Consider the following 22961-nt stretch of genomic DNA (forward strand, 5'->3'; position numbering starts at 1 on the left):
TCAACCCCTTTTTTCGAAATAAAACTCATATGGGAAAGCACCATGATTATTCAAATACATGTAATTAATGTAATAAAACAAAGCACAAATCAAAATAACAATCACTTTCATATAATTAGGAACATTTTGCTTCCTTAGCAAAACCCCATATAACATAAGGACAGCCAATTCTGGGTAGTAAAGCATTCTATACAAAAAATAGCTCATATATCCACAAAGTCTAAATACAGGCACAAATAGTCCAAATAAAAAAATCGTTCTTTCATGATGTGTTGTGCAATACTTATGAAGAAAGATCATAGGAATAATAATCATTGAATCAAGAACCAATCCAAACCCTACGCTTTCTTGATTAAGACGCGTTGTAAAATATTGAGAGTAATTTATAGGGACTATATTTATTAAAAAATCTAAGAATGAAGAACTTGTAAAAAATAAAATCAATACAACTATAACAAAGCCAAAAAAAATCAAAGCCTTCGGATTAAGGGTAAAGCCCATAGAATTTTCTTTTGAAAATTGAACTCTAACATTTCCAAATTCACTTTTCTCTATCAACCCACAAACTAAATACACTAAGGCAACGACAAGAACAGTCGAATGAGTAAAAGTTCCAATGATTACATATAATATTCCTCTTATTCTTTTTTCATTAGAAAAATATGCAATGGCCATTAAAAACAACGAACATCCTAACAACTGACGAAATTGGTCTGTTATACATAATCCAAAAATCAAGCAATAACTTAAAACATAAACAGCCCTACTATTATTTGTATTAAATTTTTCAATTGCATAAAAGGCAAAGAATACTGTTGCATATGAAAAAAACAGAAGCATTATTGTATAATTATCAGACCCAAACATTCTATTTAGTAAAACCATCGATTGCGAAAATAGAAATTCTGTTTTGGGCAAAGCTTCTAGTTTACCAAAGAAATAATGCGAATACATGTAGGTATCATAACCAACAGATATTGATCTAAGTCCTAATACAATAGACATAGGACTTGCTATAAGAAAAGACTTAAATATCTGAGCTATTTTTATTTTATTAGGAGTTAGCTTCTGGAAAAAATAAGCCACTAAAAAACTTCCTAATATACCTACTAAATATAGGACATTTGAATACACATTTGAAGCATCGCTAATCATACAATATCACTAGTATTAGTTGTGTTTGCCAACGGATATTTTAACATTCTTCCAAACATTCGATCCCAATGTTGCAACACTATCGAAATTTATGTTGTTTTTCCATAAAACATACGGCCAAATAATCTGATCTCTTCCGCCTTCTGTCTTCAACAACAAATCCCAACATTGATGCAACAAAGATATTGCTTTGGAATTTTTAAGATCACAGATATAAAAATTTCCTTCTATCAACCCGAAATCATCAGGCAAGCCTTCTTTTTTAAAGAGTTCTATTTGAGATTTTAATCTATTTGGATTACCCTTGTGTTGATTTATGCAAGCTATATATTCTTCTGATAATTTATTTCTCGAGCAATGTTTATGGAAGGCCAATCCAATATCCTTATCAATCAACTCCGTTAACACAGACAAATCTGAGACCGGTGTAATATTACCGTCTAAATATATGGCATAGTCATATGATTTCGAAAAAAATTCATCAGGATGAAATTTAACATATCGATTTGCCAAAGAAGCGCCATACTTAGTTATCAATTCTTTGTCAATATCAAGCAATTTCCATCCATTTGGTTTTACACAATCAGAAACTATATAGTATTCACAATTGGGAAAATGAACATAAGGCGATTTGGGAGAATCATAATTCCCTGTAATACATGTATAAACAGCGACTTTTAAAGACGGGTCCCCTAGTTTTGCCAAAGAATACTCTTTTTCTTTTGGCATATTACAATTTGACGGAGCAACTGAAATTTTAGGCCTTAATCGTACCGCAATATGTGATATCAATTTATTAATCTGAAAATGTCTTATCTCATTTAACAACCTTGACTTTCTTTCATTTTCTACCGTTGTAGAATCATTTATCAAAGATATCTTTTCTCTATTTAAATCTTCAATGGCTCTAATCATTTCAATTTGATTTATATCACCCATTAGCAAAACCTCTCTAAGAGTTTTTTAATTCACCATGGATGTCGTTTACAAAATCTTTTACACCACGAATAATGTAATTCAGACGTTTCTTTTTTTCATCATAGCATGTCACGTGAATAAAACTTCTCAGAGTCAACATAGCTAAAAAACGCACCTTAAACTTCAATGGTGTATACTTTTTTCTCATCAAATATAGGCAATCTCTTATTTCATAATATTCTCTTATCGGTGCACCAACTCTCATCCTAATAAAACCTAATTTTTTTTCGCCAGTACCAACAGCATGCAAAAGAGAAACTCTTGAAGTCATACAGCATTTGTACCCTTTTTGCATAAATCGCCAACATAAATCCCAGTCAGCCATATCTAAAAAAATTTCTTCGTTCCAAAAACCAATTTCTTGCAAATCCTTATATTTACACATCATAGATGAAGTAATAATACTTTTTACTTCATAAACATTAGATGTTATCTCTTTTTTATCACGTGGAATTTCAACAGTGTTATTACTTGAGTTGTAAAAAAAGGGACCAATACAACCAACTTTGCAATTATTCGTAACACAATCTTCGTAAGATTCAATAAGTTTCCTTACATGATTTTCAACAATTCTGGAATCCTGATCAAAAAAAATGATCATATCATCAGGGGTCCATTTATATTTTTCGTCTTTTAAGACTCTGTTAAAAGCAGCCGACAATCCAAGATTTTTGCGAACCGATGTATAAACACACTCACTAGGAACAAAACTAGAATTATCATTAGGACTATTATCACAAATTATAACCTTATCCACCTGCGGCAACAAAGCTCTAAGATTATCGATGTGAGCTGCTTTGGGATAATACAATGTCACTAACGCACAAATCATGTTCAAAATCCTTATGAAATAGTCGAAATTATCATTTTAAACAATTAAAATACTGCTAATATTGAAAAATATGTCTTTTTTCACGTTCTTAAAAATTTTTTACTTAATTTAGTTGTTATACACGAAGGAGCTATATACATCATTAGCTGCCCAAATACTACATAAGCCAAATCAGCTAATCCAATTTGTTTCTTTTTAAAGAAAGCATACATAACCTCAATATATTCCTTGCAATTTACCCAAGTTTTTCTGCGTTTTTGATTTTCCACACTAGTTCTATAAAAAAGTAACGATTCATCAAGATTCTCTGAATAATATGCATTATTGACAGCACTAATAAATAAACCTAAATCCTCTTTGCGATTCAATATAGGATATCCACCTAACTTTTCAATAGCCTCTTTTTTATACATTACCGTTGGATGATTAAAAGGGCTTCTCCGACGAGCAAATTTTTTTATTTCTTCAAATGAAGTAGGCACACGCCTTGTTGAAATAACATTTGAAGTATCCCCAACAAATTCTTTTATCTGAGTCCCCAAAATTTTCAAATCAGGATTTTTAGCAAAAGCCTTTAATTGTTTTTCACACCTTTCAGGAACAGAAACATCATCAGCATCCATTCTTGCAACTAAATCATTACGGCAAACCTTTAGCCCATGATTTAAAGCATTTCCCAAACCGCCATTTTTTTCCAATCGAACAATAGAGAAAAGACTTGAATTTTTCTCATATTTACTTACAACATCTTCTATTTCATCACCAACAATTCCATCCTCAACAATCACAAACTGTTCCGGAGGGATGGTTTGGTTCAACATAGATTCTATCGCAACGGTAAGAAAATTCGGGTCATCATTTCTATACACCGACATAAGGACAGAGTATTTATCATTTAAAATACCTGAATTCATCTTACCTTTCCGTCCTTTCAATTGCTTCTTGCAGGCTGAATTTTTGGTAGGGTTCCTTGTACACGCTCATAGTTTGGTCGTATGCAAGGTTACCAAAGGCCTTGTTCACTAGGCCTGTTGCGAGTGCGAGCAGTTTGAGCGCCCAGCCAAGTCCAGGAATAAGCACACAGCGCTTGCCGTGGGCTTTTGCGATTGTTGCGATGACATCGCTGGTATTACTGTACTGGGGGTTCTGCGGCCAGAAGGTGCCTTGTTCACCGTTTTCCACCATGAGGCGCACGAATTCCACGAGGTTACCAATGTAAAGCATGCTGCGACAATTCTTGACTTTCGGGAAAATAGGCAACTTGCGAGCAAGCTTGCTCAACAGCGGGTAGTTGCCCTTGCTCCCCTTGCCAAATATCATGGGAGGACGAAGAATAACAACCTTAAAGGAGTCGCAATCGAGCGGACGGAGGCCGTTTTCGGCCTGTACTTTGCTGTCGCCGTAGCAGTTGGCGGGGTTCACGGGAGTTTCACGAGTAATCAGTTTTTCCTTGCCGATGGGAGCGCTGTCACCATATACAATTGCGCTGCTCATGAAGATGAACTGCTTGACGCCAGCTTCTTTTGCACGCTTGGCACATTCCACCGTAAGGTCGGTGTTCACGGCGTAGTACAACTTGGCGCGTTCTTCGCTGATTTTACCATTGTCGCTATGAGCAATCCCCGCCACGTGATAGACGGCATCGTAGCCGCTAAAATCGTAGCTACGCCATGCGTCACCAATCATGTCGAGAGTATCAACTTGGTACATGCCCGCGAATTCTGGCTGGGCAAGATAGTCAGCAAAAGAGGTGCCGATATAGCTGTTCGCGCCGGTAATTAAAATCTTTTTCATGAGGCCTCCTTGGATCCTTCGACAGACTTCGCTTGCTCGGGATGAGCCTGAGAGGACTGTTCGTGATGACCTTCGGCTTCATGCTTGTGGAGTTCACCAGTGCCACCTTCAACGACACCATCGCTCTTGAGCACACTAATAAAGGTGCCAAAAAAGCACTTGCAGTCAAACGCAAAACTCTGGCGCTTTACGTATTCGCCATCGAGGGCCGCCTTCACGGGAATTTCGAGTTCATCGCGGCCATTAATTTGCGCCCAACCGGTAAGACCAACAGGCACGTCGTTTGCACCATACTTATCGCGTTCGGCAATCAGGTCGTACTGGTTCCAAAGCGCAGGACGCGGACCGATAATGCTCATGGAGCCGCCAAAAATATTGAACATCTGCGGGAGCTCGTCGAGGCTTGTCTTGCGGAGAAAGCCTCCCACACGCGTAATCCACTTTTTAGGGTCACTGAGTTCATGCGTTGGAGCATCCTTCGGAGTATCAGTACGCATAGTGCGGAACTTGTAGATGAAAAAGTGAGTTTTGTGAATGCCCACACGTTTTTGCTTAAAGAACACAGGTCCCTTGCTGTCAAGTTTGATAGCGATAGCAATAACGAGCATCGGGAATGCAAGCACCACAATGCCAATACCAGAAAGAACAATGTCAATTAAACGCTTGAAGAAATGCTTATACACTAGATTTTGCCCTCCAAGGAGCTAGGACCAGCAAGGCCAACCCCCTGAACTTTCTTAAAAACAGAATTGCACTCGACCTTGGTCGCCGCCGGTACAACGGCAGATGATTCCACAACAGCATTGCAATCCACATGGCAAAAATCGCCAACTGAGGCATTATGGCGGATGACAGCGCCACTAGCAACAAAAGCTGCTGTTCCAAGGGTCGCTCCGGTTTGCACGGTTGCATTAGGCTCGACACAACAGCCCTGCTGGAGCTGCGCACTCGGACTCACATAAGCCGTCGGGTGGATTAGGTTCACCGGGACAATACCATTATCGCGAAGCTTTTCTAAAAGCATGCGACGGACATTCGGATTACCAATGGCCACAAAACCGTAATGGAAATCAGGGGCGAATTTTTCAATATCACGAGAGGAACCAATAACGAATGATTCAGCATTCGGATAAGAGTCGTCCACAAATGCAATTTTTTCGAAGGAACCCATAGCCTGCGCAATTTCAAGCGCAACAAGCCCGTATTGGCCAGCACCAATAATCAAAAGGTTGTTGTTCTCTTGCGCCATTTTTGGCTATGACCTCGAGGTTAAATCGTTTTTAAACAGTTTATGTAAATATAAGAAAATATTAACGTAATTACTAGTGTTTCGTCAAAAAACGCCCCGCTACAAGACTCCCGTTGAAGCTATGTATTTTGGGGGAAATTTGTACTCGTAATTCTTAAATTGCGGCCCTGGAAAGCGTTTCTATGACATACTCGCTATACTTAACGTCACCTTTGGCGGCGTTCCGTTTAAGGCCTTCAATGACCCAAACCGGTAATCGAAACGAAGCCATTTTTGTTTCGCTGCGTTTGCGGCGTTCCTTTATCGCTTTGACGGTTTCTTCCCAAGGACCATCAGAAACGATTGCGGATCCATCAGCAAGTCCTTCATGGAGTTCCGAACCATAATCATGCGTTTCAAAATGCTGGAGTTCTTCTCTAGAAACACTGATATCATCAACTATATTATAATCCATAAAGCCTCCTCATCAGGGTGCGCACGTCTCACAGTGATTACCGTATACATATCCGAATCCACCAAAGTTATTTTCATAATTTACAATTTGTAATACATTTCGTCAATACATTTAGTCGGGATTATCAGCACACATAGCATCATTCCCTATTTATTAACACGCTTTTTTTCGAGGTTTGTCCCTGTTTTTTTTTGAAAAAATCGCAAAATTTTCCAACATCAAGGAACACTTCGCACAAAAACCTCTTGACAGCCGCGCAAAACAAATATACATTTGAACAGTAGCACAAAAGAGCAATTCTTGGAGAGTTTATGATAGAACGAATCCGTGGCATTTTGGTACAGAAATCCCCCACTTTCGTAATCGTGGAGTGTGCGGGTGTCGGTTACGGGGTCAACATTTCGGCATACACGGCCGGCAAGCTGCCCGACGAGGGTACGGAGGTCGTTCTACACACGAATCTCGTGGTGCGCGAGGACTCCATGACGCTTTTCGGTTTTGCCGACAAGACTGAAAAAGATACGTTCATCATGCTGCTCGATGTCAACGGCGTGGGGCCTAAGCTGGCTCAACGGATTCTGAGCGGCAGTACACCGGCGGACCTTTTGAACATGATTGCGAGCGATAACAAGGCTGCGCTAGGTAAAATCAAGGGCCTTGGCAAAAAGACTTGCGAGCAGATGACGCTCACGCTCAAGGAAAAGGCCGGGGCTATGTTGCAGGCGCTTGGCGATGTCGAGGACTCCGGAGTCACCGGCATGGGTGCTCCCACAGGTGCAAAGATGGAAGCTGTTTTGGCCTTGCATACGCTTGGCGTAAAAGATCCAGCGGCAGAAAAGGCTGTCGTGAAGGCAGTCGAGGTCCTTGGCGACGCAGCGGACGCGGCGGCACTCATACCGGAGGCTCTAAAGTATCTATAAATGGCGGCCCCGGAAAAAATCCGGGGTGATAACGCAGGTAAAATATGGAAGATCAGCGTATAATTTCTCCGCAAAAATGTTCTTTTGACGAAGGCGATTCTGACCGCAACTTGCGACCGCCTAGCTTGAGTGAATTTACAGGCCAGGACGACATCAAGGAAAGCCTTTCTATCGCCATTGAAGCCGCAAAACAGCGCGGTGATGCGCTTGACCATTGCTTATTTGCTGGTCCTCCGGGACTCGGCAAGACTACGCTTTCAAGCATTATCGCCAAAGAGATGGGCGTGAATATCCATATTACCAGCGGTCCTGTACTCGAAAAAGCCAGTGACCTTGCAGGGCTCCTCACGAGCCTGCAAGAAAACGATATTTTATTTATCGACGAAATTCACCGCCTAAACCGCGTTGTTGAGGAATATCTCTACCCCGCTATGGAAGATTTCAGACTCGACATCATGCTCGATTCTGGCCCGGCAGCACGTAGCGTGAACCTTCCCCTCAAGCATTTTACACTCGTAGGCGCAACAACGCGCAGCGGGCTTTTGACAGGACCTCTCCGCGACCGTTTTGGCCTGCAATACCGTCTGGAACTGTACAACGAAAAAGACATTGTCAAGATTTTAATGCGTAGCGCCCGCATTTTGGGCGTTGAACTTTCAGAAGAGGCGGCCAAGATTCTCGGCGGCCGCTGTCGTGGAACGCCACGCGTGGCAAACCGCGTGCTCAGGCGTTGTAGGGATGTTGCACAAGTTCGCGGCACCGGAATCATCGATGAACGCGCAGCACTCAAGACACTTGAGATGCTCGGCATCGACAGTGAAGGGCTTGACCCGACCGACCGCAAGATTCTCGCCATGATGATAGACAAGTTTGGCGGTGGACCCGTCGGACTCGGTACTATTAGCGCGGCCATGGGCGAAGAACCAGACACTCTTGAAGAAGTCTACGAACCCTATCTGCTCCAAAAGGGGCTTATTTCGAGAACTCCGCGCGGCCGCATCGCCACGCAGAATGCGTACAGGATGCTCCACAAGCCTATCCCAAAGTCCATGTTCAACGAACAAACGGAATTGGAGTTATAAAATTCTTCTCACGACCAACAAAAGTGCCGTCTTTTCGATACAAATCATGTTCACTTTCAGGCATCAGGTCTTCGTGGCCCAAGTCTTCTTGGATGAACGTAAAATCATTTAGGTCAAAACGGTACAAGGCAAAAAAGTTGCCATGCAAATCCTTTACGTCATGAAGCCTATAAACCAGAGCATAGAGTTCGCTACAACGTTTGCCGTCATTAGACTTGCAAAAATGCCTACTCGACATTCCGCCTATGGCAAATTCTTTGATAGTTAAACTCTTTTGGAAGGTGACTGCTATAATTGTATAATTATTTTGTGCCATCGAATCTTTTATACGAGAATAATCATCCTTGGAAAGCGCACAGGGTTTAGCAAAACCGTCTTCGTAGCACATTTCAAAAGGAATGACGGATTCGCGTTCTTCTTTTTTATACCTTCGTTCTATTAATCGTTCATTTGGTGATGTTAAAAAAGAGTCTATTTTAAATTTTTCAACAAAAGATGACTTGTCTATACTCTCCTTGAATAGCTTTGGAGCAGTCCAAACTAAATAATTGCCTCCTTCCGGGAACGGAATATCAGGAAAAAGTTTCTTTGAAACAGCTGCGACAACAAACAGACTATCGCACTTCTGTCCATCTTTTGAAGAACAAATGGACTCCATGGAACCATCCTCGTTCAAGTACATTTTTGAACTTTTTAGATAATCATTTGATTCCGAATACGCAATCAAATCAGGCTTTACTTTGACGCCCTTTAACGAGTCGGCATAGTTGAATTTTCTCACGATATTTACAAGCAGCGAAGAATCCAGAGAACACGGATGCCTGATCATAAAACCATCAACATCGGAATAACAGACCTTATAATAAATCTGCTTACGGATATCCAATATATCAGACGAATAGCGCTTTCCAGACAGACGTTCGATATCATCTAGGACCTTCTGGATTTCCTTGCTAAACATGGTATATTTTTCGTCAAACTCAAAAAATTTTTCGAGATTGGCAGAATCCATTACGCTATAGGTTTTAAACGAAATTGGTGGTTCGGCAGGCGTTTGCACAGGCTTCGTTTTCGTATCAGCCGTCTCGGCTTGTTCGCGACAACCGATCAAAAACATCAATACGACAATACCAGCAAACATTACCCAACTTGAATGTCCTATTTTCACTATCATATCTTTCGTCTCACATCTCTCATCTATCGTCTAAAATTACTATTTTTAACCCGTTCAAATTATAAAACAAGGATTAACAATGAGCAAGAATTACAAGATTGCAGTGCTCCCGGGCGACGGTATCGGTCCGGAAGTCATGAAAGAAGCTGTCCGCGTGTTGGACGTCGTTTCCAAGAAGTTCGGTTTCGACGTGAACGCCGAATGGGCAAACGTCGGTGGTGCAGCATACGACGAAAGCGGTTCTCCGCTTCCGGAAAGCACCCTCAAGCTCGGTGAAGCTTCTGACTGTATTCTTTTCGGTTCTGTCGGTGGCCCGAAGTGGGAACACCTTCCGCCGAACCTCCAGCCGGAACGCGGCGCACTGCTGCCGCTCCGCAAGCACTTCAAGCTTTTCTGCAACCTCCGCCCGGCCCGCGTCTATAAGGAACTCGCTGGCGCATGCCCGCTCCGTGCCGACATCGTTGGCGACGGTTTCAACATCCTCACCGTCCGCGAACTGACGGGTGACGTTTACTTTGGCCAGCCGAAGGGCCGCGAAGGCGTTCCGGGCTCCAAGGAAGAAATCGGCTTTGACACCATGAAGTACAGCCGCTACGAAGTCGAACGCATTGCCCGCTTCGCTTTCGACGCCGCTATGCTCCGCAACAAGAAGGTCGCTTCTATCGATAAGGCCAACGTGCTCACCACGAGCGTTCTCTGGCGCGAAGTCGTGAATGAAGTCATCAAGGACTATCCGGAACTCACTCTCGAACACCTCTACGTGGACAACGCTGCTATGCAGCTCCTCAAGCGCCCGCGTGAATTCGACGTGCTCCTCTGCCCGAACCTTTTCGGCGACATCCTCACCGACGAATGCGCAATGCTCACCGGTTCCATGGGTCTCCTCCCGTCCGCTTCTATCGCCGAAGGCTCCTTCGGTCTCTACGAACCGGCAGGTGGCTCCGCTCCGGACATCGCAGGCAAGGGTATTGCAAACCCGCTCGCACAGATCCTCTCCGTGGCCCTCATGCTCCGCTACACCTTCAAGGAAGAAGAAGCTGCAAAGGCTATCGAAGCTGCTTGCGAAAAGGTCATCGCCCAGGGCTACCGCACTGGTGATATCTATCAGGAAGGCTGCACCAAGGTCGGCACGACTGGTATGGGCGACGCCATCATTAAAGCACTCGCTTAAAGACATTGTCATTCCCCTACGGGGCTTGACTTGTTCGCCTCGGTAATGCGAAAGCAAGCTTTCGCGCTACTCTCGGCTCCTGCGTCATTCCCGGCTTGACCGGGAATCTCCCTTCTTTAAAGGAAAAGCGACCGGATTTCTCCGGCCGCTTTTTTGTATTCCTCCTAACTCCTTCTATTTAATCATTCAAAGACATGCAATAGTTGAAGAGTGAATCTGCAGATGCATTCATTTTTTCTTCAAGCGGTTTTTCAACCTTATCCATATATTCCCCATATTTTTCATAAAACTCAATTGTCACACTTTGAGTTCCATCAGCACACGCAAACGCTAGAGGATGAGGATCGTCACAAGGGGCATAAGGGAAATACCAACTACCCGACATTTCCTGCTTCATATCACGTAAATTATTCAAACTATCAAGGGTGTTTTTTAGACATTCTTTCGTTAAATTCGAAAGTGATGTAATATTTTCTTCCACCCTATTTTTCTTATTCGCAAAAAATGCATTGCTACGAGCAATAGCTTCATAAATAGCTTTTTCTTCCGTGAAATCACAATCACAGTAAGACGTCACTACACCAATCGGTTCACACGTTTCTGCTTCAGGATGAAAGTCCGTCAACGAGACATCAGTCCAATGGAACCAGTCAATACCTATAATACTAAATTCATTATTTAAATCATTATAGAGGGCATCATAATCGAACGTAAAGCGCAACCCTATTACATGAGTGAGTATATATTCATAAGACTCATATGCAATTTCAGGCTTTTTTTGATAAAGCGGAACATATGTATACCATCCCATATCCCCCCACGAGAAGCACATCTTTTTTATTTCAGGCTGAGAATTATCAGGATTCCTCGAATATGGAAGCGTATAAGTCCAAACATAGGAATTACTCAAAACAGCAACTGAATCACTGGTTAAAAGATCTACAGAAATTTTCCCCGAATATTCCACACAAAAACCTTGCATAGCGCGGGCATCAATATATTCGATGTTTCCCAAAGAATCTTTCCCTACAAAATAGAATTCCGCATAAGCTTGTCCATCATCCTCGATATATTTCATTGCAGAATCTATTTTATCTTCATTCGGTTCACGAACAACCTTTCCGCACAAGCTACCACCACATTTATCTATAACATCGGCAAGCGCCATTGAATCATATTGGTCCGTAGCGACACCAGGCCATTCAAACCGAATATTATTATAAACACCCTGATCTACATGCCAAGTCCAAATACCCGAAGTATTCGTGCCATTATCGAGACCAGTGCGTGCACGGTAACCTGATGTGCGATTCCACACTGTAGGCGACCAGATGCAGCCTTTTTCAATAGCATCCAAGGAATCTGTCACGCCAAGCACGCTGCACAGCACAGGTGATTTCGGCATTAAATTATTTTCCATATTCGGGACACTCGTCGATCCTGAAATTGACGAAGCATTGTCGGAGCAAGCCACAAAAAGAAGCGCACCCAAAGCTATCAAGCTGTAAATTCTCTTGTTCATATTATTTGTCCTCATCTTTATTTAATTTCCAAGTTAGCGGGAACAGTTGCATATTCAAATGATAGATTTGATCAGCTTTTTCTGTTTCCGAAGCCATTGCGGCAATTTTTTTCCGGAACGCATCAACTTCTTGCGCTATACGTTCGTAACATTCGCGATTGACCGTAAGGGTCACGCTTGACACGCTACGCTCTTGCGGTTCAAAGCGTTCGATAGATTCACTGGCAAGTCGCAACATTTGGCGTTGCATCGAGTGTACGGCATAGGCCAAGCCTTCCTTTGACGCAGTCACGTTCTTTTCGGTTTGACGGTACGAGCCGTCCGCACCTTTTTTAAGGAACCCCGCTTTTGTCAAGAACTCAAGCGACTTGCTGACTTCGGCTGCAGAGATTTCGTTGCAGCATGTTTTCGCCATCTGCCCTGGGGAGGCCCCCTTCATCATCGGAGCAAGTTCGCGAACGACCTGATTTTTCCAACCATCGAAATACTCGACAGCCTCTTTATCGACAACGCGTACTTTGTATTCAAGCGCAATCTGTCGCATTTCTTTCCAGAACGGCATTTTAGATTCGTCGTCCTTCGCATTGCAGAAATTGACAAGCGCTACGAAATAGTTCGCCTCAAAGCCCGCAAGTCCCATTGCCGAAATCATGCGGTTCATCGACACTCGACTCAAGTTGCTCTTGCCTTCGCTCACAAGTCGCAAGTAAGTCGGTGAAGAAAACCCCGCCAGTTTCGCGAATTCACGCCAGGAAAAGTACGAAGTCCGTTTTTGCGCTTCGTAGAAATCCTTGATCAAGGGATGGTAATCTTTGTATTCAGTTATCGGTTTCATGTTACCAAATATACCCTATTCACGTGCTACTATGACACAAAACACGTATTTTTAGTTAAAATTCAATGTCAAAAATAAAGATTTTTTCTATATGATACACTAGGGGTAAAAAAAGCCCGACTCAAAGGAGCCGGGAGATTGCCTAAAGGTGATTCCCGCTCGGTGGCGGGAATGACAAGTAATTAAGCGTTCTTCGTGAAGTCCACGTATGCCTTGAGCACATCGAGGAAGACTTCGTCCGGAGTGTTGTCGCCAACGATGTGGCTGATGATCTTCGGATCGTACTTTTCGAGAACCTTAGCGGTGGATTCCTTGTAAACCTTGAGACGGTTCTTGATGACGTTTTCGTCAGCGTCATCCTTACGGCCTTCGATCTTGGCGCGGTTGAGGAGGCGAGCAACGATTGTAGCTTCGTCCTTGATATCGAGAACGAAGATGTGCTTCACGTCGACGATCGGCTTGATGAGATCGACCTGAGCAACCGTGCGAGGAATACCATCGAGGAGGAGGGTATCCTTTTCCGGGTTGAGCTTGTTCGTGTTCACGAGACCTTCAACAAAGCGGCCGAAGATTTCAACGGTAGCTTCGTCCGGGACGAGGAGACCCTTGCTGGAGTAAGAAGCAAGGAGCTTGCCGGATTCGCTAGACGGAGCGATGCCACGGAAGATGTCGCCCGTGGAGAGGTGCTTGAGAGCGGTCGTAGCGGCGAGCTTTGCGCCCACAGTGCCCTTGCCAGAACCCGGAGCACCGAAGATAAGAACAGCAGAAATCTGAGACATTTATAACCTCATAGGTTGATTGTTAAAATTCCGAGGCAAATATAGAAAAACTAAGACTTAATCTTTTCGCACTTGAAGGAGAGTTTGCCGTTTTCGACATCCACCGTAATCGTGGAGAAGTCCGTCATCGTCCCGAGCAAAAGTCCTTCGGCGATTTCGTCTTCAACGAGATTCTGGATAGAACGGCGGATGGGGCGTGCTCCAAGGGAAGAATCGTAATTGTGGTTTACGACAAATTCCTTTGCTTCCTGACTCATTTCCAAGAGAATTCCACGATCAGAAAGATTCTTCTGCAAGAATCCCATTTGGATGTCCACAACAGAAATGAGGTCATGCTTAGAGAGCGCACGGAACACAATCTGTTCATCCACGCGGTTCAAAAATTCCGGTGAAAATACACGCTTAACTTCTTCACGAATGGCCGTTTCCATGCGTTCGTAATCGTCTGTCTCGCCCATCTTGGTAAAGCCCATGCCACTGCTATGGCGGACTTCACGAGCACCGGCGTTACTCGTCATGATGATAATCGTATTCTTGAAGTTGATTTTGCGGCCATAGCTATCCGTCAAGATACCATCGTCCAAAATCTGGAGGAGCAAGTTGTAAATGTCCGGATGCGCCTTTTCGATTTCATCCAAAAGTACCACAGAATACGGATGCTTGCGCACCTTTTCACTGAGCTGGCCACCGCCATCTTCAAAGCCCACATATCCCGGAGGAGCGCCAATCAAGCGGCTCACGCTATGTTTTTCCATGTATTCGCTCATGTCGATACGCACAAGCGAATCTTCACTACCGAAAAGTTCCTTGCAAAGCACCTTCGCGAGTTCCGTCTTACCCACACCCGTCGGGCCCAAGAAGAGGAAACTTCCCATCGGGCGCTTGTTGTTGCGGATACCTGCACGACTACGGCGAATAGATTTTACAATCGCATCGACAGCTTGATCCTGACCAATCACGCGCTGTTTGATTTCGTCGCCAAGATGGATGAGCTTCTGAGCTTCTTCGTCACCAAGCCTGCGAACCGGAATTCCCGTCATCTTGCTAATCACGTCACGAATAACGTTATCATCGACAATCGGCGTTTCCGTATTTTCGTTTTGCAATTGCTTTTTGCGTTCTGCAATGCTGTTCTGCAATTCTTCTTCGCGGGCGCGGTATTCCGCCGCAGAGGCGTAATCCTGATTGGCGACAGCTTCTTCTTTCTTCTGGAGGCAATCACCGAGTTCGTCTTCCATGTTCTGCAGGTCTTGCGGAATCTTGATGGAATTCAAACGAACTCGCGCGCCCGCTTCGTCGAGCACGTCAATCGCCTTGTCCGGCAAGAAGCGTTCGCTAATATAGCGTTCACCAAGTTCAACAGCGGCACGCACGGCATCCGGAGTGTAATGAACATTATGATGTTGTTCATACTTCGGGCGGAGACCTTCGAGAATCTGGATAGAATCTTCGACCGTCGGCGGATTCACAATAATCGTCTGGAAGCGACGTTCAAGAGCCGGATCCTTCTCGATGTACTTGCGGTATTCATCAAAAGTCGTAGCGCCAATGCACTGGAGTTCGCCACGAGCAAGAGCGGGCTTAAAGATGTTAGAAGCATCGAGGCTGCCTTCAGAACCGCCGGCGCCCACAATCGTATGGAGTTCATCGATAAAGAGAATCACGGAATTGCCAACGCGCTGAAGTTCCATGATGAGACCCTTCACGCGTTCTTCGAATTGACCACGATACTTTGTACCGGCCACCATTGCAGCAACGTCAAGCGTCACAACACGCTTGTTCGCCAAGAGATCCGGAATCTTGCGCTGCACAATCTTGAGAGCCAACCCTTCGATAATTGCAGTCTTACCCACACCCGGTTCACCGATAAGCGCTGGATTATTCTTTTTGCGACGGCAAAGAATCTGAATCAAGCGTTCAATTTCAGCTTCACGACCGATAATCGGGTCGAGCTTGCCTGCGCGAGCCATAGCCGTCAAATCGCGGCCGAAATGTTCAAGAATCGGAGTCTTGGAACGAGACGGAGAAGCCTGACGAGTTTGCGTATAACGTTCACGCGGTTCATCTTCGGGCTGACCATCATCCATCGGCTGTCCATCGGCCTGGCGCTTGATTTGCATCAGCATTTCCTGGTAATTTTCAAACGTCACGTTGTACGTCGAAAGTGTTGCCGCGGCCGGAGAATCGGTCTGCTGCAAAATTGCAAGCATCAAGTGTTCGGGACCAATGAACTGGACCCCTTCTTCCTTAGCAATTTTTGCCGCATTGTAAAGCACAGCCTTGCACTGTGCTGTAAATGTCAAAAGACCGCCGTGGGCATCGCCACCGACCGTCATAAGGCCGCCATTTGTACTCAACGCACGCTGGATAGTCTCGCTGAGTTCCGTGAGGTTGACCTTCAAAGCCTTGAGCGTTTCCGAGGCAACACCAGAATCCTCGCGAACAAGCCCAAACAAAAGGTGTTCTACTGTTACGCAGTCGCTCCCTAAATTGCGGGCAGCAATACGTGCCGCCTGCAGCGCTGCTTTTGCCTTAGCTGAAAAAATACCGTTAATATCTGCCATAACTTTCCTTCCACCTACTCCGCATTCTGAATAACGCCATTATGCATAATCACACGACGTTTTGCAAACTGCGCAAGTTTTTCATCGTGCGTCACAATCAAAAACGCCTGATGGAACTTTTCGTTGAGTTCGCCAAAGAGTTCGTTCAATTTCGCCGAATTCGCTTCGTCCAAGTTACCGCTCGGTTCATCTGCAAAAACGAGGGACGGGTTGTTCATGAGCGCACGCGCGATTGCAATTCGCTGGCGTTCACCGCCCGAAAGTTCTCGCGGCAAATGCTTGAGGCGTTCCTTAAGTCCGACCGTTTCCAAAAGCATTTCGGCACGTTCGCGACATTCCTTTTCTGGAGTTCCGAGAATGCGTCCCGGCACGCAAACGTTTTCGAGCGCCGTAAATTCCGTAAGCAAATGATGGAACTGAAACACAAATCCCACATGCGAACGGTGGTACATATCGCGTTCTTCGCTATTGAACTTGCTAAGCGGCTTGCCCTTGAACAAAATCTCGCCCGAAGTCGGCGTATCGAGCATTCCAACCAAATTCAAGAACGTCGATTTGCCGGAACCCGATGAACCCGTGAGCGCCACAAGTTCGCCCGCATCCATCGAAAAATTCACGCCCTTGAGAATCTCAAGTTTTTCACCCGTTTCGGAAAAAACTCTGCGAAGGTCGACTGTTTGCAATAAACTACTCATGTCTAATAGCCCCCACAGGATCCAATCGGCTTGCTTTCCATGCCGGCAAAAGCGTCGCGGACACGCACAAGACAATACCAATTACAAAAATCAAAATCACGTCAATCGCATGCACCGAGATCGGGAAATACGGAATCACGTACACATCGCCCGGTAACTTAATGAAGTGGTAAGCCTCTTGCAGTTTGCACAAGATAAGCCCAATCGAGCCACCCACAACGGTACCGCCCACGCCAATGAAACTACCCATCAGCATGAACACGCGCATCACGCCCGCCTTGCTAAAGCCCATGCTACGCAAGATGCCGATTTCCTTTGTCTTGTCAATCACGACCATGATGAGCGAGCTGATGATGTTGAATGCAGCGACCAAGATAATCAAACAAATCACCGCTGCCACAATGAACTTTTCGTAATTCATCCACTTGAGGAGCGTGATGTTCTTGGACTTCCAATCCATCCCGTAGTACGGATAAGATAGCCAAGTCGCCATGCTATCGACCGCCTCGCCCGCTTTCCAGTGATCCTTGATGCGGAACTGGATACCGGTCACGGTGTTCCCCATGCCAAGCAACTTTTGCAAATCCGAGATGCCGACATACGCAAGGTTACCATCGTATTCATAAGTGCCCGTTTCGAAGATGCCGCTCACTACGCACATCATCATCTTCGGGCCACCCGAACTCATAGCCTCGTCTGGACTCTGGAACGTCTGCAACACAAGTTTATCACCAACGACAACGCGCAAGCGCGCCGCAAGCCCAGTCCCGAGAATAATTCCCGGACGACGTTTGCCACCCATGTCTTCCAGACTGTCGACAGAGTAATCTCCCCACTTGATGTATTTATGGATATCCGTCACGCCCTTGGCTGTCGCCGGATCAATGCCGTAAATGACAATGCCATCGTTCACCTTCTTGGAGCTAATGCCCACCTTGTAAACGATAAACGGCGACGAAGCAACAACGTCAGGCACACGAGCGTGAACCTCTTTAGTCAAGCTATCGTACGGACCAATCGGATTGCCATTGTACGCCATCAACTCAAAGTGAGCATCCTTCCCAATCATCTGGGCCGTGACCTCTTCTTCGAAACCGTTGACCGCAGCAAGTGCCACCACCAGCGCAAACACGCCGATGGAAACGCCGAGCATACTGAAAATACCAATAAGCGAAACAAAGAGACTCTTGCGTTGAGCCCCCAAGTAACGCCATGCAATGAGGAGTTCGAGTTTTTGCATTTTAGACGAAAGACGAAAGACGAAAGACGAAAGAAAAAACAGCTAAATTACAGTTTCTTTGCAGCCTTCAGGCCACTCAACATTTTAGCTATTTCCACCGTTTTTACATCTAACAAGTCTAGTTGATCCTTTGTTATATAGTTTAACAATTGTGCAATTTCCATTTGGCTTTGAACTTCCATCAAAGAACCAAAGCTTATTTCCAAAAAATGAGCAACTTCTTTATTCGAAGAACGACTCATTCCCTCCGCTATATTTGATGTTACCGAAACAGCAGCACGACGAACCTGGCTAGTTAGAGCAAAGCGTTCAACATCTGGGAAAAATTTGCAAAGCCTATAAACATCCAAGACCCACAAAAGAGCCTTTTGATAAACATTCAGCTTTCTATATGCAAAAGAAACCATCTTGAATCTTACACCTTACATCCTATCGTCTTTCGTCTATAGCGAACGAAGTGAGCGTTCTTTCGTCTAAGCCATCTAGTTTACTAAACTTCCGGCTTCATGAGCGGGAAGAGCTGCACGTCGCGGATGGTCTGCTGGTTCGTGAGGAGCATGACCATGCGGTCAATGCCGAAACCCACGCCACCCGTCGGCGGCAAGCCGGATTCGATGGCATGCATGAAGTTTTCATCCATTGGGTGCGTTTCACCTTCACCACCGCGGCCACGGCGGACCTGGTCTTCCAAAAGTTCGCGCTGACGGATTGGGTCGTTAAGTTCGGTGTAAGCGTTACCGAGTTCCCAGCCGTTTGCATACGGTTCGAACTGTTCGATAAGGCCTTCAATCGTACGATGCTTCTTGCAAAGCGGAGTGCTTTCAGTCGGCATGTCCTTGATGAACGTCGGCTGGATGAGCTTGTCTTCAACAGTGAGTTCGAAGAGTTCCAAGATGCCACGACCGCGAGAGAATTCGCCGTCGAGGTGGCCACCGAGTTCTTCCATCTTGGCCTTGATTTCGTCATCGCTCATTTCATTGACCTTGAGACCACCGAACTTTTCGATGGCTTCGATCATGCTGTAGCGCGGCCACGGGGCCTTGAAGTCGATTTCCTTGCCCTGGTAATCAATCTTTGTCGTGCCGTTTGCAGCAATGCAAGCACGTTCGTAGATGTTTTCGAAGTGGACCATCATGTCGTTGTAGTCGGCATAAGCTTCGTAGAATTCGAGGCCCGTGAATTCCGGGCTATGCGTGCGGTCCATGCCTTCGTTGCGGAAGTTCTTCGAGAATTCAAAGACCTTTTCCATGCCGCCCACGATGCAGCGCTTGAGGTAAAGTTCCGGAGCGACGCGCAGATAAAGCGTCATGTCGCAAGCGTTGTGGTGCGTGGTGAACGGACGAGCGTTTGCACCACCATAAATCGGCTGGAGCGTCGGAGTTTCGACTTCGATGAATCCCTTTTCGATAAGGTATTCGCGGATAGCCTGCAAAATCTTAAAGCGCTTAATGAACACATCCTTCACGTCATCGTTCAAGGCCATGTCGATATAGCGCTGGCGGTAGCGGGTATCCACGTCAGCAAATTCGTTGAACACAACCTTGTTGCCGTTTTCGTCAATCTTTTCCTTAGCAACCGGAAGCGGGCGCACAGCCTTCGAAAGCATCGTCACCTTTTCGGCACGCACAGAGTATTCACCGCTCTGCGTTTCGAACATTGTACCGTTCACGCCGATGAAGTCACCGAGGTCGGTCATCTTCACGATTTCGTAGTTTGCTTCGCCCACTTCGTCACGAGCAACCACAACCTGCAAACGACCATAGCGGTCCTTGAGGTGCATAAAGCACATCTTGCCCTTGCGATTGAAACGCACCACACGACCGGCAAAAGCAACCGGTTCCTTAGAAGCCATCAAAGCTTCCTTATTTTCCTTCAAAACCTTGGAATCATGGGTTCTGTTAAACTTGTGAGGATAAGCCTCTACACCCATTTCCTTGAACTTGTCGAGCTTTGCCAAGCGAGCCTGCACTTGGTCATTCATATCTTGCATTGCCATATTGTATTACCTCGTGAATATATCACGTCTTAAATTTGAACGAGGTAAATTTAGAAAAATAGAAGTAACAAAAATCCCCACTAGCACCAAGCTAAGGGGGATTTCCGTAAATTTCACAAGCTCTATTTTTTCACATCGCGCAAGTCATGCCAATTGGAGCAGGCATAATTCAGCAAAACATAATCCGCGTTCCGTTTTTCAAGCATAGGGATAAGGAAGCGTACAGTCATCACCTTTTCTGTATTAAGGGAACCCTTTGAAAAAAGATCTCCCGCGCCCCACAAATCGGCAAGAGCGACAGAATCCGTTTTTCCAGCTAAAGACTTTATCTGTACTACATCAGCCGAGTCAACCATATTGCCATTTTCGGAATTTTCATAAGAAATATGATACGTCAGAATGGCATTCTTTGACTTGAACTGAACAACTCCATCGTAATCAACAGCTTTCTTTACAGGGAACAATGTCAAACTTTCGCTAGATGCTACGTTATTCCCAAACGTGAAGATAAACTTTTCAGGAACATTAAATTTATCAAAAGCAATATTCACATTGATCATCTCAATGCAGTTTAACCCACGAGCCTGCAAGCTCACAACACAAAGAAAAAGGAGAAGAAAGTATTTCATAATGCGATTTCCACTTTTACCATTTTTGCTCCCATACAAATAACAGCTACAATATAACAAAAGGCAACTTTGTTTCAAGTTACCTTTTTCAATTCTTATTACAGAAAAGCGCTCCCGGAACGGGGTCCGGGATGACAATGCAAAATTACCCCTGAGAGGTTTCTGCGAAGCTCAAGCGTTCGTAGTTCTTGAGTGCGAGATTCAGGCGATATTCATTCGGGAAGAGGCACACAAGATTGCGTTCCTTATCCATCATGCAGTCGCCGGCATATTCTTCGGCGAACTTGCCCACGTCAGCTTCGGGGCCTTTCACCCAGCGGATGCAATGAGCAGGCACGCGGTCGAGTTGCACATCGGCGCCGTATTCGCTCTGCAAGCGGAACTTGAGCACGTCAAACTGGAGTTCACCCACGACGCCCACAACAGGCACGGCAGACTTGAGCGGTTCATAGAGCTGCGTAGCACCTTCTTCCGAAAGTTCGGCAAGGCCCTTCGCCATCTGCTTGGACTTGAGCGGGTTCAAGAGCGTCACACGTGCAAAGTGTTCCGGAGCAAAGTCCGGGATGCCCGTGAAGTTCATCTTTTCGCCGTCCGTAAGCGTATCGCCAATGCGGAAAAGTCCCGGGTCGTTGATACCCACGATGTCGCCCGCCCAGGCGTGGTCAATGACTTCCTTGTCTTTCGCGAGGAATGCGGTCGGAGCAGCCAAGCGGATGTCACGGCCGGTACGCACATGGAAAACCTTTTCGCCACGGGTAAAGCTACCCGAGCAAATGCGGAGGAAAGCCGTGCGGTCGCGGTGTTTCGGGTCCATGTTGGCCTGAATCTTGAAGACAAATGCGCTGAAAGCGTCTTCGTCCGGTTTGACCGGGCGCTTGTCGGTGTCGCGGATCATCGGCGGCGGAGCAAGTTTTGCAAAAGCGTTCAAAAGCTGACGCACACCGAAGTTGTTCACGGCAGAACCGAAGAACACCGGGCACATTTCGCCCTTCAGGAACTTTTCGTGATCGAACGGATCCATACCGCCCGTGACCATTTCGTATTCTTCCTTAAACTGGTTCACCCAGTTTTCACCGCAGAGTTCAACCAAGCGCGGATCGTCCGGGCCTTCCATTTGGATAATCTCTTGCTTGCCATCGTCCGGGTTGAACGTGTGGAACGTATTTTCGGCGATGGAATAGACGCCCTTGAAAAGCTTACCGACGCCAATCGGGAGCGTAAACGGAGCGGTCTTAATCTGCAAAACGCTTTCAATCTGGTCGAGCAAGTCGAGCACATGGCGACCATCCAAGTCCATCTTGTTGATGAACGTGATAATCGGCGTATGGCGCATGCGGCAGACATTCATCAAGCGAATCGTCTGCTTTTCAACACCGTTCACGCTATCGATAAGCACCAAAGCAGCGTCCACGGCGGTAAGCGCACGGTACGTGTCTTCGCAGAAGTCCTGATGCCCCGGGGTATCGACGAGGTTGAACATGCAACCTTCAAACGGGAAGTTCAACACGGAACTCGAAACAGAAATACCACGCTGCTGTTCAATCTTCATCCAGTCACTAACAGTGTAGCTCTTGTTGGCCTTCGCGCGCACATGACCAGCCTCGCGAATCACATTCCCGTACCACAGGAATTTTTCGGTGATGGTGGTTTTACCGGCGTCAGGGTGGCTGACGATAGCGAAAGTGCGGCGTTTTTCAATTTCTGGATTCATAGATAGGTTACAGGCTATAGGTAAAGGTATTAGGTCGTTCGCCTACGGCTCACTTTGAGCTATGGGGTACGATTTCAAATTTTTACGCGGGCAAATATAGCAATTTTAAGTGGTAAGTTCAATGTTTGAGAGTAGAGGTTGGTGGGTAGACGAGAGGTTAGATATCTTTTTATTTTTAAGG

General features: G+C 45.5%; 22 protein-coding genes. 3 read left to right on the forward strand and 19 right to left on the reverse strand.

Annotated features, from left to right (window positions below; translation table 11 throughout):
• The 8 genes from BUA34_RS07555 to BUA34_RS07590 form a co-directional block, all read right to left on the reverse strand.
• A complete protein-coding gene (locus BUA34_RS07555; RefSeq protein ID WP_072828125.1) occupies window positions 1–1155 on the reverse strand; it encodes an EpsG family protein in 1155 nt (384 codons plus the stop codon).
• 15 nt (window positions 1156–1170) lie between these two features.
• A complete protein-coding gene (locus BUA34_RS07560) occupies window positions 1171–2094 on the reverse strand; it encodes a glycosyltransferase domain-containing protein (RefSeq protein WP_072828126.1) in 924 nt (307 codons plus the stop codon).
• A 13-nt stretch (window positions 2095–2107) separates the two neighbouring features.
• On the reverse strand, window positions 2108–2965 hold the full coding sequence (locus BUA34_RS07565; RefSeq protein WP_072828127.1) for a glycosyltransferase family protein: 858 nt from the start codon (window positions 2963–2965) through the stop codon (window positions 2108–2110).
• A gap of 80 nt (window positions 2966–3045) precedes the next feature.
• On the reverse strand, window positions 3046–3879 hold the full coding sequence (locus tag BUA34_RS07570) for a glycosyltransferase (RefSeq protein ID WP_072828128.1): 834 nt from the start codon (window positions 3877–3879) through the stop codon (window positions 3046–3048).
• A gap of 1 nt (window position 3880) precedes the next feature.
• Window positions 3881–4759: an NAD-dependent epimerase/dehydratase family protein gene (locus BUA34_RS07575; protein WP_072828129.1), complete on the reverse strand. Its 879-nt coding sequence runs from the start codon at window positions 4757–4759 to the stop codon at window positions 3881–3883.
• Window positions 4756–5442: a sugar transferase gene (locus BUA34_RS07580; protein WP_072828130.1), complete on the reverse strand. Its 687-nt coding sequence runs from the start codon at window positions 5440–5442 to the stop codon at window positions 4756–4758. The genes BUA34_RS07575 and BUA34_RS07580 overlap by 4 nt, the downstream gene beginning before the upstream one ends.
• Entirely contained in the window at window positions 5442–6008 is a 567-nt protein-coding gene (locus BUA34_RS07585) for a PglD-related sugar-binding protein (RefSeq protein WP_072828131.1), read from the reverse strand. Before BUA34_RS07585 ends, BUA34_RS07580 begins: the two co-directional genes overlap by 1 nt.
• A 154-nt stretch (window positions 6009–6162) precedes the next feature.
• Entirely contained in the window at window positions 6163–6462 is a 300-nt protein-coding gene (locus tag BUA34_RS07590) for a hypothetical protein (protein WP_072828132.1), read from the reverse strand.
• Between the two features lie 311 nt (window positions 6463–6773).
• Here BUA34_RS07590 and ruvA point away from each other — a divergent pair, with 311 nt between their 5' ends.
• Window positions 6774–7382 (forward strand): Holliday junction branch migration protein RuvA, encoded by a 609-nt coding sequence (gene ruvA, locus BUA34_RS07595; RefSeq protein ID WP_072828133.1) that lies wholly within the window; start codon window positions 6774–6776, stop codon window positions 7380–7382.
• Between the two features lie 44 nt (window positions 7383–7426).
• Entirely contained in the window at window positions 7427–8464 is a 1038-nt protein-coding gene (gene ruvB, locus BUA34_RS07600) for a Holliday junction branch migration DNA helicase RuvB (protein ID WP_072828134.1), read from the forward strand.
• Here ruvB and BUA34_RS07605 read toward each other — a convergent pair.
• Complete coding sequence (locus BUA34_RS07605) at window positions 8436–9638, reverse strand: hypothetical protein (RefSeq protein WP_139255899.1); 1203 nt, start codon at window positions 9636–9638, stop codon at window positions 8436–8438. The two genes, ruvB and BUA34_RS07605, sit on opposite strands and share 29 nt — an antisense overlap.
• Window positions 9639–9717: 79 nt before the next feature.
• Here BUA34_RS07605 and leuB point away from each other — a divergent pair, with 79 nt between their 5' ends.
• Entirely contained in the window at window positions 9718–10809 is a 1092-nt protein-coding gene (gene leuB, locus BUA34_RS07610; RefSeq protein ID WP_014547244.1) for a 3-isopropylmalate dehydrogenase, read from the forward strand.
• Window positions 10810–10987: 178 nt separating this feature from the next.
• Here the strand turns inward: leuB and BUA34_RS07615 are convergent, their stop codons facing one another.
• From BUA34_RS07615 to BUA34_RS07660, 10 genes are all read right to left on the reverse strand, one after another.
• Entirely contained in the window at window positions 10988–12331 is a 1344-nt protein-coding gene (locus BUA34_RS07615) for a hypothetical protein (protein WP_072828136.1), read from the reverse strand.
• A 1-nt stretch (window position 12332) separates the two neighbouring features.
• On the reverse strand, window positions 12333–13166 hold the full coding sequence (locus BUA34_RS07620) for a TIGR02147 family protein (RefSeq protein WP_072828137.1): 834 nt from the start codon (window positions 13164–13166) through the stop codon (window positions 12333–12335).
• Between the two features lie 182 nt (window positions 13167–13348).
• The gene (locus BUA34_RS07625) at window positions 13349–13945 is read right to left on the reverse strand and encodes an adenylate kinase family protein (protein ID WP_014547240.1); all 597 of its coding nucleotides are present in this window, start codon (window positions 13943–13945) and stop codon (window positions 13349–13351) included.
• 50 nt (window positions 13946–13995) lie between these two features.
• On the reverse strand, window positions 13996–16509 hold the full coding sequence (locus BUA34_RS07630) for an ATP-dependent Clp protease ATP-binding subunit (RefSeq protein ID WP_072828138.1): 2514 nt from the start codon (window positions 16507–16509) through the stop codon (window positions 13996–13998).
• A gap of 14 nt (window positions 16510–16523) precedes the next feature.
• Window positions 16524–17204 carry an ABC transporter ATP-binding protein gene (locus BUA34_RS07635; protein ID WP_072828139.1) on the reverse strand — a complete coding sequence of 227 codons (681 nt, stop codon included), beginning with the start codon at window positions 17202–17204 and terminating at the stop codon, window positions 16524–16526.
• The gene (locus tag BUA34_RS07640) at window positions 17197–18444 is read right to left on the reverse strand and encodes an FtsX-like permease family protein (protein WP_072828140.1); all 1248 of its coding nucleotides are present in this window, start codon (window positions 18442–18444) and stop codon (window positions 17197–17199) included. Before BUA34_RS07640 ends, BUA34_RS07635 begins: the two co-directional genes overlap by 8 nt.
• A 47-nt stretch (window positions 18445–18491) precedes the next feature.
• The gene (locus tag BUA34_RS07645) at window positions 18492–18851 is read right to left on the reverse strand and encodes a four helix bundle protein (RefSeq protein ID WP_072828141.1); all 360 of its coding nucleotides are present in this window, start codon (window positions 18849–18851) and stop codon (window positions 18492–18494) included.
• A gap of 83 nt (window positions 18852–18934) precedes the next feature.
• The gene (gene lysS, locus BUA34_RS07650; RefSeq protein WP_072828142.1) at window positions 18935–20440 is read right to left on the reverse strand and encodes a lysine--tRNA ligase; all 1506 of its coding nucleotides are present in this window, start codon (window positions 20438–20440) and stop codon (window positions 18935–18937) included.
• A 122-nt stretch (window positions 20441–20562) separates the two neighbouring features.
• The gene (locus BUA34_RS07655) at window positions 20563–21069 is read right to left on the reverse strand and encodes a hypothetical protein (protein WP_072828143.1); all 507 of its coding nucleotides are present in this window, start codon (window positions 21067–21069) and stop codon (window positions 20563–20565) included.
• 145 nt (window positions 21070–21214) lie between these two features.
• On the reverse strand, window positions 21215–22780 hold the full coding sequence (locus BUA34_RS07660; protein WP_014547303.1) for a peptide chain release factor 3: 1566 nt from the start codon (window positions 22778–22780) through the stop codon (window positions 21215–21217).
• Window positions 22781–22961 lie beyond the last annotated feature (181 nt).

The sequence above is a fragment of the Fibrobacter sp. UWB12 genome (genome assembly GCF_900142485.1).
GTDB lineage: Bacteria > Fibrobacterota > Fibrobacteria > Fibrobacterales > Fibrobacteraceae > Fibrobacter.